The organism is Ruminococcus sp. CAG:57, assembly GCF_000435935.1.
In the GTDB taxonomy this organism is placed as follows: Bacteria; Bacillota; Clostridia; order Oscillospirales; family Ruminococcaceae; genus Hominimerdicola; species Hominimerdicola aceti.
Map to the genome: position 1 here is coordinate 7,382 of NZ_FR890717.1, position 13,616 is coordinate 20,997.

Below are 13,616 nucleotides of genomic sequence, written 5' to 3' on the forward strand. Positions count from 1 at the left end.
CTCATCGCTAGCCTGAAGAAGAGCTCTTGAAAGACCGTGTCTGATTGCACCAGCCTGACCTGTTACTCCACCGCCTGTTACTGTGCAAACGATATCGTACTTATCCATTGTATCTGTTACAGCAAATGGCTGACGAACGATGAGCTTGAGTGTCTCAAGACCGAAATAATCGTCAATGTCTCTGCCGTTGATTGTGATCTTACCTGTACCCTCGTAAACACGAACACGGGCAACAGAATGTTTTCTTCTACCTGTGCCATAGAAATATGGCTGCTTTGATTCGTACATCTAAATTGCTCCTTCCTTACAGTTCGTATTTAACAGGCTTCTGAGCAGCATTGTTATGCTCAGCACCCTTGTATACTCTGAGTCTCTTTGCAGCAGCTCTGCCAAGTGTGTTGTTAGGAAGCATACCCTCAACAGCAATTGTCATAGCTCTGTCTGACTGATTAGCCATCATATCTGAATACTTGATCTCCTTAAGACCGCCGATCCAGCCTGTGTGCCACTTGTAAGACTTCTGATCAAGCTTCTTGCCTGTGAGAACAGCCTTATCTGTGTTGATGATGATTACATGGTCGCCGCAGTCAGCGTGTGGTGCGTAAGTTGGCTTGTGCTTACCACGAAGAATGTGAGCAGCCTTAGCAGCAACTCTACCGAGTGACTGACCTTCAGCGTCGAGAATATACCATGTGCGAGTAATGTCGCCTGCTTTTGGCATATAAGTTGACATATTATTTCCTCCATTCAGAATTTTAAAAAGTCTGTTCACAGCCGCATTTTTCGCCCTGTGAACTCACAACGATGTCTATTATACAACAGCTTTTCACGATTGTCAATAGCCAAAACGCTGAATTTTTAATTTATATCCCTCATTCTCTTTAATTCTCTTCGTTTTGCTCCATTTCTCTCGATTTCTCACAATTCATTTCACTTTTGCCTTTTACACTAATATACACAGTAATATGGCGTAAACTAAAGATAATCATAGCATAAGCAACGTATATTCAATATTTAACTGTCTACGTTAGAATATGTGCTTATATGTCTGTATTTGCATTTTCAGCATATGCTTTTCTTCTGCACCAAAATCCTGCAAACCGTCTGCTTTACTGTATTTTCAGCTTTATTCATCTTCGAATGAAAAAATATCCTCTACAGATACACCAAATACCTTTGCAATATCCATTGCAAGCTTTAATGACGGATTGTATTGTCCTTTTTCAAGACGTATGATGGTTTCACGCCTGACGCCCACTTTTTCGGCAAGGTCACCCTGCTTCATGTCAAGCTTGGCACGATATTCCTTGAGTTTTGTTTTTAGCTCCGGCATTACTCGTCCTCCTCATCGGTGCTGAGCTTGCCCTCATGGTGGAGGAAAAATCCGCTTTCAAGGGTCATATAACTGAACCAGAATATAAACCATACTTGATATAGTCTGTCGCTGTTTATCTTTATGGTTATACTTCCTTCCCAGAACATTGATATAAAGATCGCCACTGCTAATATTATCAAAAACATTTTTGTGATACTTTGATGTGCCTTGAGCATATTTTCTTTTGCCATTTCATCCTCTTTGTCAACTTTCTGACAGCTTGCATACAGCCATATTACTGCAAATAAAGCCGTCATAGCAGCCAACACAACGAATATCACCGTCGCCCATGTTGTATTATCAAGCTTGTAATGCTCCACAGTGTTTTCAAATATCTCTGTGACAAGTATTGCAATTCCTGTTGCCATACGCTTTTTGTGATATTCTCTCAGAGTTATCTTTTTCTTTTCTTTTTTCTCTTTCATTTTTATCCCTCTAGTTCTCATCATCATCGAACTTACTTTCAAAATACAGCCCTATAAAATTGTACACCGCATAGCAAAACCATATCAAGCCCGTTATAACATATTCGTTTAGTGTTACCTTAAATCTTCCTAAAATATCGGAAAACAAAGTCATAACTGAAATAAACAGGCAGGCAATCGTGAACAGGAACGTTATAAAAGTCTGATTGACCTTTGCTGTTGTCTGCTGAGTAAGCTCGTCATTTGTATCTCTTTTGCCAACCGTGGATATCATCTTTGTTATGCATATGGCGATCAGCGCAAGCGTTCCCAAAGATACGATAAGATTTATCACATTGGTAAGTGTGTGCCCTTTCTTTATCGCAGTTTGTGATTTAAACAGCTGCATATATAAGGTGATTTATTTATCACCTTATGTGACAATAATATCACTTTTACCTTGCAAAGTCAATAGAAAAGTGACAAATTTATCACCTTTGTGCATATACACAAATCGTGCCATATCAGTTTGTACACATTTATGTACACTGACAACAAAAAGAGCGGAACAAAGTCCGCTCATGAAATTATTCTGTTTGTGAATTTGAACTTTCTTCGTTGCTACTGTCGGTGTCGCTTTTATCTTCTGTGAATATTTCTTTGCATACAGCACTAAATTCATCGTCACGTAGTGAAACTTTATTTTTTATCACGTCTGTAATGGTGAATTTTCTGTAGGTGAAGCCGTCATATACTATTAAAAAGGAAATAGTGTAGTTATCAGAGCCATGTTTGCCTTTTACTGTTACTGTGTAGTTGTGACCGTTCTTTGTGCAATCCCACTTTGCGTCCTCGCCTAGATAAGAAGCTATGCACTCACCGATTACCTTTGATGAATTTCCCGAAAAGTTGTCAAGGCTTTGCACATAACTGTTCTGTGCGGATACGAGCATATAGTTGTTGTCTATTTTTATGCTCTGCGTAAAACCATTCATGAACAGTGCAGCGATAATGAAAAATCCACACATTATTGCTTTATAACGCTCTCTGCCGCAAAGCTTTTCACGCTTATAAACATAAAAAGGCGTTAGCCATACCCATTTGAAAAGGTGTGCCGCATCAATGCCATGCTTTATAAGCTGTTTGCAATCTGCAATGGAACAGCCTATCATGAACAGCGGAACAAGTATCCACAGGAACGCTCCTGCGGTGGCAGAGTTTGCATAGTTTTCAAGAAACAAGCCGATAAGCGGAACAAAGCATATGAACCATATCAGCCCATTGTTAAGGGACATTGCTTTGGCAGAGTTTGAGTTGCTTTCGGTCTGCGGTGCATTTATTGTAATATCCATTTTGTCCTCCGATTTTTTAAGCTACTTATATTATATAATATTTTTTTCAAATAATCAATAGCTTATGTTTTTGTTTATTAGTAACAAAACAAACGTTCGGCATTGTTCTGAAAAATGTTTAATTAATGTATTTACAAAATCGTTGACTTTGTGTTATAATATAATTTGTATGTAAAAAATTCTTCAGATCCGTAAGAAAGGAAATGAGAAATGGCAAATAAAAAGGAATATACAAATGAAGATATAGTATCCCTTAAGGGGGAGGACAGAGTAAGAAAGCGTCCTGCGGTAATATTCGGCTCTGACGGACTTGAGGGCTGTAAACATTCTGTTTTTGAAATTCTTTCAAACTCTATAGACGAAGCTCGTGACGGTCATGGCGATAAGATAATCGTTACAAAGTACAATGACGATTCTATCGAGGTGGAAGACTTCGGACGTGGTTGTCCTGTTGACTATAACCAGCGTGAGAAAAAATATAACTGGGAGCTTGTTTACTGCGAGCTTTATGCAGGTGGCAAGTATAATAATAACGGTGGAGATAACTATGAATATTCGTTGGGTCTTAACGGACTAGGTGCTTGTGCGACGCAGTATTCATCTGAGTTTATGGACGTCGAGGTTTTCCGTGACGGATATAAGTATGACCTGCATTTTGAAAAGGGAAGAAACGTTGGCGGTCTTAAAAAGGAAGAAACAAAGCAGAAAAAGACAGGTACAAAGACACATTGGCGACCTGACCTTGAAGTTTTCACTGATATAAAAATTGAGAACGAATATTTTGAGGACGTTCTGAAAAAGCAGGCTGTAGTAAACCCTAATATCACATTTATCCTGCGTATACAGCGTGAGAACAATTCTTTTGAAGAAAAGACGTTCTATTATGAGAATGGTATCGCTGATTATGTTGCAGAGATAGCAGGTGAAAAGCCTCTGACCTCGGTGCAGTTTTTCACAGGCGACCGCAAGGGTCGTGACCGTGAGGACAAGGACGATTACAAGGTAAAGCTTTCTGTGGCGTTCACTTTCTCTAATCAGGTAAAATGTCTTGAATATTATCACAATTCAAGCTTTCTGGAACATGGCGGCTCACCGGAGGACGCTGTAAAGAGTGCTTTCACATCTCAGATAAATGCTTATCTCAAAAGCAACAATAAGTATCTGAAAAACGAAAAGCCTATTACTTTTCAGGATATCGAGGATTGCTTGGTGCTTGTTTCAAGTTCGTTTTCTACACAGACTTCATATGCCAATCAGACAAAGAAAGCTATCACAAACAAGTTTATCAAGGAGTGCATGACAGAGTTCTTAAAGCACAATCTCGAGATATACTTTATTGAAAATCCTGACGAAGCGGTGAAGATAGCAGAGCAGGTTCTTGTAAACAAGAGAAGCCGTGAAAAGGCTGAGAAGTCAAGAATAGACCTGAAGAAAAAGCTTGCAGGTTCTATCGATCTTTCAAATCAGGTGCAGAAATTCGTTGACTGCCGTTCAAAAGACCTTTCTCAGCGTGAGCTTTATATCGTGGAGGGTGACTCGGCGCTCGGTTCTGTAAAAATGGCAAGAAATGCAGAGTTTCAGGCTGTTATCCCTGTAAGAGGAAAGATACTCAACTGTTTGAAAGCTGACTATGATAAGATTTTCAAGAACGAGATAATCACAGATCTTATAAAAGTCATAGGCTGCGGAGTTGAGGTCAAGACGGGCAAGAACAAGGAGATATCCATGTTTAATCTCGACAACCTACGTTGGAACAAAATAGTTATTTGTACCGATGCCGACGTTGACGGTTTCCATATCAGAACGCTTATACTCACAATGCTTTACAGGCTCGTGCCGACCCTTATTGAAAAAGGATATGTTTATATTGCGGAGTCACCGCTCTTTGAGATAACGACTTCCGACAAGACTTACTTTGCATATGACGAGAACGAAAAGACAAAGATACTCAAAATGATAGGCAATAAAAAGTTTGATATCCAGCGTTCAAAAGGTCTTGGCGAGAACGAGGCGGAGATGATGAGCCTTACGACAATGGACCCTGCCACAAGACGTCTTATAAAGATAGAGCCTGACGATATCGAGCAGACACAATGGATGTTCGATATGCTTTTGGGTGACGATCTGCAGGGAAGAAAAGATTTCATCACCAATAATGGTGTTGATTATCTGGATATGGCAGATATTTCATAAGCTGTTTGAGTGGAGAGCATTATGGACGCAATTTTTATATGGTCGTCTGCGCTTGTGATATGTGTTGGACTTCCATTGTTTTTCACAGTAATAAATGTTATAAGGCTTTTTGAGAATGCACCTAAAGAATTGGACAGACCGCTGTTTGATGTGCTGACGGTGGTAATCGGTTCGCTGCTGTCTGTTTTTGACCTTGACGGGTTAGGTCTTGGCGTTGAATATGATGTTCCTCTAACTGTTCATGGGGAATTTCATACACCCATAGCAGGGGAGTATAGGTTTAGTTTTTTCTTCCTGTTTTTTATAGCTATGGTGTGCATTGTACTGTTGAGTGTTATAACAAAGAGAAAACCGCCGTTGTTTGCGGCTATGCTCATTGCAGGGGTGTATATGGGCAATGTGCTTGATATACTGCTGGTGATACAGCTTTTGAAGAATATGGATAACTTTTTCACGGTGATGATGTTGGTTTTTCCAATGAATTATATGCTTATGTCCGTAAGGCTCATTCGCCGTGAAATAAAGGCGCAGACGGGATATCTCAGCAATTCGGCGGAGAAAAGCGGCTTTATGGGCTGGCTTAATAAGCTTCTCACAAAAAGCCTTGGTTGGTATCTTATCAGCTTTGTGGCAATGATACCGCTCCTTGCGGTGATGCTTTTGATACTTGTTTTATTTGGACAGCGCCCTGACAGCATAGTAAAGGCTTTCACGGAAACAGCCGATTGGACGTTTTCTCAGCAGATACCTCCGCCGCCTGATTACTCACAAGGGCATTATCTTTGCACAGTTGCGGCAGGGGGACACGCTAAGCTCGTCAAACCTCAGCGAATGGGTCTGCGGCGTGGGGATAAGATAGTTGTGAACAGACAGCTTTGTGTTGCAAACGCATTTGAAGAGCTTATACAGGATAAGCTTCCACGTTTTCACAAATGTGTGAGAAGCTTTTACGATAAACACGGATATCCCATTTCACAGCATATATCGACGAAATTGCGTGCTGATGTGGTCTATATCCTTATGAAACCACTTGAATTTATTTTTATTGCGGTGCTGTATATGTTTGACGCCGATCCCGAAAGCAGGATCGCTATGCAGTATACAGGCAAAAAGTGTACCGACCTTACGAACTTTATGAAAGGATAGATTTTATGGCAAGAAAAAAGGCAGAGCCTAAAAAGACTGCTAAACCAAATAATAACGCATATATCGAGGGTGCAGGACTTGTTGCAGACGAAAAGATAACAATGTCCCTTGAAAAGAACTATATGCCATATGCCATGAGCGTTTTGGTATCAAGAGCGTTCCCTGAGATAGACGGTTTTAAGCCCTCACACAGAAAACTGCTTTATACCATGTATAAAATGGGACTTTTAAACGGAAAGCTCACAAAGTCTGCCAATATCGTTGGTGCGACCATGAGGCTCAATCCTCACGGCGACGGTGCTATATATGAAACCATGGTAAGACTTTCACAGGGCAATGAAGCGCTTTTGCACCCATATGTAATGAGCAAGGGTAACTTCGGTAAGGCATATTCAAGAGATATGGCTTATGCTGCCTCTCGATACACTGAGGCAAAGCTCATGCCTATCTGTCAGGAGCTTTTCGGAGATATAGACAAGGACACTGTTGATTTTGTTCCTAACTATGATAACACCACCACAGAGCCGACCTTGCTTCCTGCTACTTATCCGTCAATACTTGTTAATGCAAATGTTGGTATAGGCGTTTCTATGGCTTCATCAGTTTGTCCGTTCAATCTCAGCGAGGTTTGCGAGACAACTATCGGACTTATGAAAAATCCTGATTTCAACGCTCTTGAAACGCTGAAAGGACCTGACTTTCCGGGCGGTGCTTCACTTCTATATGATGAGGAGGAGCTTGATAAGATATACCGCACAGGAAAAGGCTCTGTTAAGCTGAGAGCAAAATATCAGTATGACAAGGAGTCAAGGTGTCTTGAGATCGTTGAGATACCTGCCACTACCACAGTTGAAGCAATAATCGAGAAGATAATTGCTCTCGTTAAGGCAGGCAAGATAAGAGAGGTATCATATATCCGTGATGAAACGGACATTAACGGTCTGAAAATAGGTATAGATATCAAAAAGGGCGTAGACCCTGACAAGCTTATGCAAAAGCTTTATAAGCTGACACCGCTTCAGGACTCGTATTCATGCAATTTCTATATACTTGTTCACGGCTATCCAAGAATAATGGGCGTTTATGATATAATTAAAGAATGGGTAGCGTTCAGAATGGATTGCGTTCGACGCAGAACAAGCTTTGACCTTGCAAAGAAGAAAGACAAGCTCCACCTTCTGAAAGGTCTTGGAAAAATACTTCTCGATATCGACAAGGCTATAAAGATAATCAGAGAAACAGAAGAAGAAACCGAAGTCGTTCCAAACCTGATGATAGGTTTCGGCATTGATGAGATACAGGCTGATTATGTGGCTGAAATAAAGCTCAGACACCTTAACCGTGAGTATATCCTCAAAAGAACTGCCGAAACTGAGGACCTTGAAAAAGCTATTGCAGAGCTTGAAGATATTCTTGGAAGCGACAGAAAAATAAAGAATATCATCATTTCCGAATTAAAGGAAGTTTCAAAGAAGTATGGTCAGCCAAGAAAAACTCAGTTCTATTATAAGACTGATATCGAGGAGATAGACATAGATGACGATATCCCTGATTACGCCTGCAAGCTTTTCTTATCTCAAAGCGGTTATTTCAAGAAATGTACTCCGCAATCACTGAGAATGGCAAGCGAGCAGAAGTATAAAGAGGGCGACGGTCCGCTTCAGGAAATGGAAAGCACCAACAAAACGGAGCTTCTGTTCTTCTCAGACAAGGCGGCTGTGTATAAGACCAAGGTATCGCAGTTTGCCGACACAAAGGCAAGCTCTCTTGGCGACTATATTCCTGCAAAGCTTGGTTTTGATGACGGTGAGGGCGTTGTGTCCATGGTGAATACTGTAGATTATTCGGGCTATATGATATTCTGTTTTGAAAACGGAAAGGTGGCAAAAGTGCCGCTCAATGCCTATGAAACAAAGACCAACAGAAAGAAGCTTGCCAATGCTTATTCTGCAAAGGCTAAGCTTGTGGGAATGTTCTTTGTGCAGGATAACGCTGAGATAATGCTTCGCACAACTAACGGCAGAGCAATGATATTTGATACAGCGCTTCTTATGCCTAAGTCCACGAGAGATACTATAGGCGTTCAGGTCATGACACTTAAAGCGAAGAATGCAGTTGTTGATAAGGCATTTATCGTTGACGATGATACAGCAGCAGGCCTTTCAAAATATCGCAGCAAAACGATACCTGTTGCAGGCTGTTTTGCAAAGGATATCGAAGACCCTGACCAGATGCACTTCTGATATATGTTTTTTACAGCGGATAGACTTCTGTCCGCTGTTTTTCGTTTGTTGACTTTTTACAGAGATTATGGTATACTTGTTTTGAAAAAGTGTGCAAATGCACGGATGTTGCAAAAGGGAGTTGTTTCTATGGAGTGTCCTAAATGCCACAAGTCAGTTGACGATGATGACATTTTCTGTCCTAACTGTGACACAAGATTAAGACCAGACAAAAATACATCTATCATGAAGCGTTTCAAAAAGCAGAATAAACCGCTAAATGTGGAAATAGTGGGCGAGAAAAAACATAAATTGTCTGAAAGCAAGCTCAAGCTTATTCTTATAACAGTGGCGGTAGTGCTCCTTGTGGTGCTTGTCGTCCTTATCGTTGTGAATATTATAAGCGGAAAGGGTGAAAACACCGCTGAGAGCATTTCTGAATATATCGGCGTTGATGTTGCAAAGGCTCAGAAAAAGCTTGATATGCACTTTAAGGACGAATCTGCTTTTCAGGGAGTGAACAAAGCACTGAATTTTGATTATATCATTGAGTCTGATGACAGTGTTAATGTTGATGGTATAAATTATCCTGAATGGGCAGCGCTTGTTACTGTTGATGATGAAGAACGTATACAAACTGTAAAATATTCAAATTTCAAGGTGCTTAAAAACAATGCAAACGGTGAAAAAAAGAGTAAAGCTATCAACCTTGATAAGTTTGAACAAGGAGCAAAGTGGAATGGCTTGTCAGATGCCATAGACCTTGAATATTACGGCATCGTATGGTCAAAAGACACTAAAAATTATATATACCGCTATTGGTATGAGAATGACGCAGGTGATGATCAGCCTGTGGTGCTTAATGTAACGTTCGATACGGATAATAAGTATCTGTATTATTCTTCTACGCTTATTTATCCTGAGTATCTGTAAAAGGGTCATAATGTTACAAAAGAAATACAAATTGTTGCGTAAATTCTACAATTTCACAAAAAAACTTGACTTATGCTCGGTTTGTTGCTAATATAAATTGATGAATAACGTAAAAAGGAGGTTCGGTATGGATCCTAGTACTAAATTATGTATGGGCTGTATGAACGAACTTGGTTCTGACGGTCGCTGTCATTATTGTAGCTATACCGACGATATCCCACATTTACAGGCTTATCTTGCACCGAGAACAGTGCTTGACAACAGATATATAGTCGGAAAAATGCTTTCATATAATGGTGAGGGTGCGTCTTACATTTGCTACGATATGGTTGGCAAATGCAAGTGTGTGGCAAGAGAGTATATGCCTGACACTCTTTGCGAAAGAGATAGCGAAAGTCAGCGACTTGTGGTGAATCCAGATTGTCTGGCTAAGTATAAGACATTTATGTCTGAGTTTGCAGACGTGAACAAAGTTCTTTCACGCATGAGAAATCTTCAGCATATCGCCACGGCAAAGGATATGTTTTGCGAGAATAATACGACCTATGTCATACTCGAATATGTGGAGGGCGTGACGCTAAAGAAATTTTTACAGTCGAATACAGGCTTTCTCACATGGGAACAAGTCAAAAAGCTTTTTGTGCCATTGTTTACAACATTGAGCATTATACATAATGCAGGTATCATACACAGGGGAATATCTCCTGAAAATATTATTGTTACAACTGATTGTGAGCTTAAACTTACAGGCTTTTGCATAAGTTCTATAAGAACATCTAATACAGGGCTTTCTCCTGAGTTCTATTCAGGATATACCGCCCCTGAGCAATATTCTTCGTTAGAATGGCAGGGCACATGGACTGACGTTTATGCACTTGCTGCAGTTCTTTATAGAATACTAACAGGCTGTATGCCCCTTGACGCTTATACCCGTACAAAGAATGATACTATGGTCGAAGCTTGCAGAGTCAATCCGAGAATACCACAGCATATCTCACGAGTTCTTTCAAGAGCTATGAGAGTTCGTGGCGAAGAAAGAATACAGACAGTTTCTGAGCTTGTTACTGCACTTTTTGAGCAGCATACAACGCATATGGAACACCCTAAGGGTTCAACTCAGACTATTCCTATACAGCATGTTCCAAGACAAAGGACGCAGTCAAGGCAAATGCCACAGCAGACTCGTGAGGAAGAAAAGCCTAAGAATAAAACGGCTACGATAATAGGTTGGACGGTGCTTGTGATAGTGCTTTTGCTTTCAGTTTTTCTGCTATATGAGTTGTTTTCAGGTCCGTCGGACAGCAATAATGATTCGTCTGAGGATAAGGTCATTTCTTCTGATGATGCAGATGCGGTTGACAGCGAGGTATTCGTTTACAGCACCACAGTTGCTACGCCTAAGGTGACTGATGCTGAAAGTCAGTCAGAATATGGCTATGGCGCTATAATGCCTAACGTTGTGGGTCTGGAATACAATACTGTTGTAAAACAACTTGGTGAGGATTTTACTATCAAGGCTGAATATTATTATTCTGATGTTGACGATAAGGACGTTGTTAAAGAGCAGAGCATACCAGAGGGTACTGATTTTGATCCGTCTTTGAAAAATGAGCTTGTTCTTAAAGTATGTGCAGGCCCTGAAAATGTTCCTGTTCCTGATTTCTCTGGTCTGTCAAAGAAGGCTTACCTTGAGCTACTTGATTCTTATAATATCAAGTATAAGGTCGTTACCGATTTCTCAAGCTCTGTTTCTGCAGGATATGTTATGGCGACAAGCGTTAATGTTGGAAACACTGTGAATGTTAAAAATGGTGATGTGCTTACAGTTACAGTTTCCGCAGGTCTTGTGACTACTACGACCACTACAACAAAGGCAACAGAGCCTAAGCCTGATACGAACACAGGCAGCTCTTCTGAAACAACACCAGCTCCGGCTGTTGTGCCTGCTGAATAACGAAAACGTTTAATAAAATGTTAAAAAATAAACAAAGCCCTTGACAATTCAGGGGCTTTGTGCTATGCTCATTATAGATTATTAGGAAAGTAACAGGATAAATTGTTTCCTGGTTTGGAGGTATTTTACATGGCTAAGAAAATTGGTGTACTTACCAGCGGAGGAGATGCTCCGGGAATGAACGCTGCTGTCAGAGCAGTATGCAGAGCTGGTCTTGCAAAGGGTATGGAAGTCGTAGGTATCCTCAGAGGATATAACGGCCTTCTTAACGGTGAAGTTATTGAGATGAATGCAAGAACTGTTTCAGGAATAATCCAGAGAGGCGGTACTTGTCTTTATACTGCAAGATGTCCTGAATTCAGAGATATCGAGGGCGTAAAGAAGGGCAGAGATAAGTGTCTTGAAATGGGCCTTGACGGTATTGTAGTTATCGGTGGTGACGGCTCATTCAGAGGTGCGGCTGACCTTTCAGCACAGGGTATCCCATGTATCGGTCTGCCTGGTACTATAGACAACGATATTTCATGCACAGAATATACTATCGGTTATGACACAGCTATGAACACAGCTATGGAAATGATCGATAAGATCAGAGATACAGCACAGTCACATGACAGATGTTCAGTAGTTGAGGTAATGGGCAGAAACGCTGGTCACATTGCTATCAACGTTGCTGCTGCTGTAGGCGCTGAGGCTGTTATCACACCTGAGAAGCCTTATGACCTCAATGCTATTGCTCAGAAGATGGAGCAGACAAAGAAGTCAGGCAAGACACATTTTATCATTGTAGTTGCTGAGGGTGTTGGCAAGACAGAGTATATCACAAGAACTCTTCAGGATATTACTGGTGTCGAGTCAAGAGCTACTATTCTCGGTCATGTTCAGAGAGGCGGCTCTCCTACAGTAAGAGATAGAGTTGTCGCAACTGAAATGGGCTATCACGCTGTTGAACTGCTCGAGCAGGGCATTGGCAACAGAGTTGTTGGTATGAAGGACAACAAGATATATGATGTAGATATTCAGGAGGCTCTTTCAATGAAGAAGCCTTTCGAGGAAGAGCTTTACAAGATCCTCAATGAAACTGCATTCTAATTTTTCATGAGGTCTGAGTCTTTAAGACTTTGACATATTACAGAGTAGAAAACTGAGCGTTAAGTGTCCGTCGGACGGGGAGTTGCCGTCGGAACGAAAAAGGCAGAATCTTTGCGGTTCGGTTTTCGCATCCCGCTGAATGTGTAATTGAAGCTTTTTATAGCGGCTCTGCACATCCCGCATGGGTAGTGTGCAGAGCTGTTTTTATGCTCCGTTATGCACAAAGCGACAAGCTCGCAGAATAAGGAGGTAAATTTATGAAGAGCTTCGGAAGAATGTTCTATGACTCTTTCAAGTCACTGAAAGATCTTAGAACATTAACAACAGCAGGAATACTGATAGCGTTGGCGTTTGCTATCAGGTCATTTTCCATTGAGGTAACGCCTGACTTGAGGATCGGTTTCACTTTTCTTGCAACCTGTACTATAGGTATGCTTTACGGACCTGTGGTATGCGGAATGTCTACATTTGTTCTTGATTTTCTAGGATATATAGTGCAGAACAAATCTCCGAGAGCCTACAGCCCACAGCTTGCAATGGTAGTTATTATTTCAGGTATCATCTACGGCTGTCTGTTGTATAAGTGCGATTTTAACAACAAAAAGCTTCAAAGCTACATAAGGATCGCAATTGCAAGAGGAAGTGTTATACTTTTCTGTAATATAGGTCTTAATTCTTATTTCCTGTATACACTTTATGTAAACAAGACTTTTGGCATCACAAACCTCACCAAAGAAGGAATGAGCGGTTTTCTTACATACTGTACACCGAGAATAGCGAAAAATCTTATCCAGCTCCCTGTGGATCTGATCTTGCTCATGTTATTCCTGCCTGCTGTGAAGTTTGCTTATGAAAAAGTAAGAACACAGTTTGGACATAAAGCGACAAATACATGATTTAAAGCAGCGACAGAAATGTCGCTGCTTTTTGCGTGAAAATATACAA

General features: G+C 40.8%; 13 protein-coding genes and 1 riboswitch. Of the genes, 7 read left to right on the forward strand and 6 right to left on the reverse strand.

Annotated features, from left to right (window positions below):
- The 6 genes from rpsI to QVO88_RS05445 all read right to left on the reverse strand — a co-directional run.
- A partial coding sequence (gene rpsI / locus QVO88_RS05420) for a 30S ribosomal protein S9 (RefSeq protein ID WP_288177798.1) occupies positions 1 to 288 on the reverse strand: 288 nt, incomplete at its 3' end.
- Positions 289 to 304: 16 nt separating this feature from the next.
- Entirely contained in the window at positions 305 to 733 is a 429-nt protein-coding gene (gene rplM / locus QVO88_RS05425) for a 50S ribosomal protein L13 (RefSeq protein ID WP_022287500.1), read from the reverse strand.
- Positions 734 to 1,126: 393 nt separating this feature from the next.
- Complete coding sequence (locus QVO88_RS05430) at positions 1,127 to 1,333, reverse strand: helix-turn-helix transcriptional regulator (RefSeq protein ID WP_022287501.1); 207 nt, start codon at positions 1,331 to 1,333, stop codon at positions 1,127 to 1,129.
- Positions 1,333 to 1,800 carry a hypothetical protein gene (locus QVO88_RS05435; RefSeq protein WP_022287502.1) on the reverse strand — a complete coding sequence of 156 codons (468 nt, stop codon included), beginning with the start codon at positions 1,798 to 1,800 and terminating at the stop codon, positions 1,333 to 1,335. The genes QVO88_RS05430 and QVO88_RS05435 overlap by 1 nt, the downstream gene beginning before the upstream one ends.
- A 10-nt stretch (positions 1,801 to 1,810) precedes the next feature.
- Positions 1,811 to 2,134 carry a hypothetical protein gene (locus tag QVO88_RS05440; RefSeq protein WP_288177800.1) on the reverse strand — a complete coding sequence of 108 codons (324 nt, stop codon included), beginning with the start codon at positions 2,132 to 2,134 and terminating at the stop codon, positions 1,811 to 1,813.
- A 232-nt stretch (positions 2,135 to 2,366) separates the two neighbouring features.
- Positions 2,367 to 3,131, reverse strand: coding sequence for a hypothetical protein (locus tag QVO88_RS05445; RefSeq protein WP_022287504.1), 765 nt, complete (start codon positions 3,129 to 3,131; stop codon positions 2,367 to 2,369).
- A gap of 210 nt (positions 3,132 to 3,341) precedes the next feature.
- Here QVO88_RS05445 and QVO88_RS05450 point away from each other — a divergent pair, with 210 nt between their 5' ends.
- The 7 genes from QVO88_RS05450 to QVO88_RS05480 all read left to right on the forward strand — a co-directional run bounded on the left by QVO88_RS05450 (position 3,342) and on the right by QVO88_RS05480 (position 13,567).
- The gene (locus QVO88_RS05450) at positions 3,342 to 5,324 is read left to right on the forward strand and encodes a type IIA DNA topoisomerase subunit B (protein ID WP_022287505.1); all 1,983 of its coding nucleotides are present in this window, start codon (positions 3,342 to 3,344) and stop codon (positions 5,322 to 5,324) included.
- A gap of 21 nt (positions 5,325 to 5,345) precedes the next feature.
- Entirely contained in the window at positions 5,346 to 6,470 is a 1,125-nt protein-coding gene (locus QVO88_RS05455) for a DUF6688 family protein (RefSeq protein WP_022287506.1), read from the forward strand.
- A 5-nt stretch (positions 6,471 to 6,475) separates the two neighbouring features.
- Positions 6,476 to 8,713, forward strand: coding sequence for a DNA topoisomerase (ATP-hydrolyzing) subunit A (locus QVO88_RS05460; RefSeq protein ID WP_022287507.1), 2,238 nt, complete (start codon positions 6,476 to 6,478; stop codon positions 8,711 to 8,713).
- 129 nt (positions 8,714 to 8,842) lie between these two features.
- On the forward strand, positions 8,843 to 9,625 hold the full coding sequence (locus QVO88_RS05465; protein ID WP_022287508.1) for a zinc ribbon domain-containing protein: 783 nt from the start codon (positions 8,843 to 8,845) through the stop codon (positions 9,623 to 9,625).
- 127 nt (positions 9,626 to 9,752) lie between these two features.
- Complete coding sequence (locus QVO88_RS05470; protein WP_022287509.1) at positions 9,753 to 11,579, forward strand: PASTA domain-containing protein; 1,827 nt, start codon at positions 9,753 to 9,755, stop codon at positions 11,577 to 11,579.
- Positions 11,580 to 11,708: 129 nt separating this feature from the next.
- Positions 11,709 to 12,671 carry a 6-phosphofructokinase gene (gene pfkA / locus QVO88_RS05475; protein ID WP_022287510.1) on the forward strand — a complete coding sequence of 321 codons (963 nt, stop codon included), beginning with the start codon at positions 11,709 to 11,711 and terminating at the stop codon, positions 12,669 to 12,671.
- 38 nt (positions 12,672 to 12,709) lie between these two features.
- Positions 12,710 to 12,811, forward strand: a riboswitch (THF riboswitch).
- Positions 12,812 to 12,928: 117 nt separating this feature from the next.
- A complete protein-coding gene (locus QVO88_RS05480; RefSeq protein WP_022287511.1) occupies positions 12,929 to 13,567 on the forward strand; it encodes a folate family ECF transporter S component in 639 nt (212 codons plus the stop codon).
- Positions 13,568 to 13,616 lie beyond the last annotated feature (49 nt).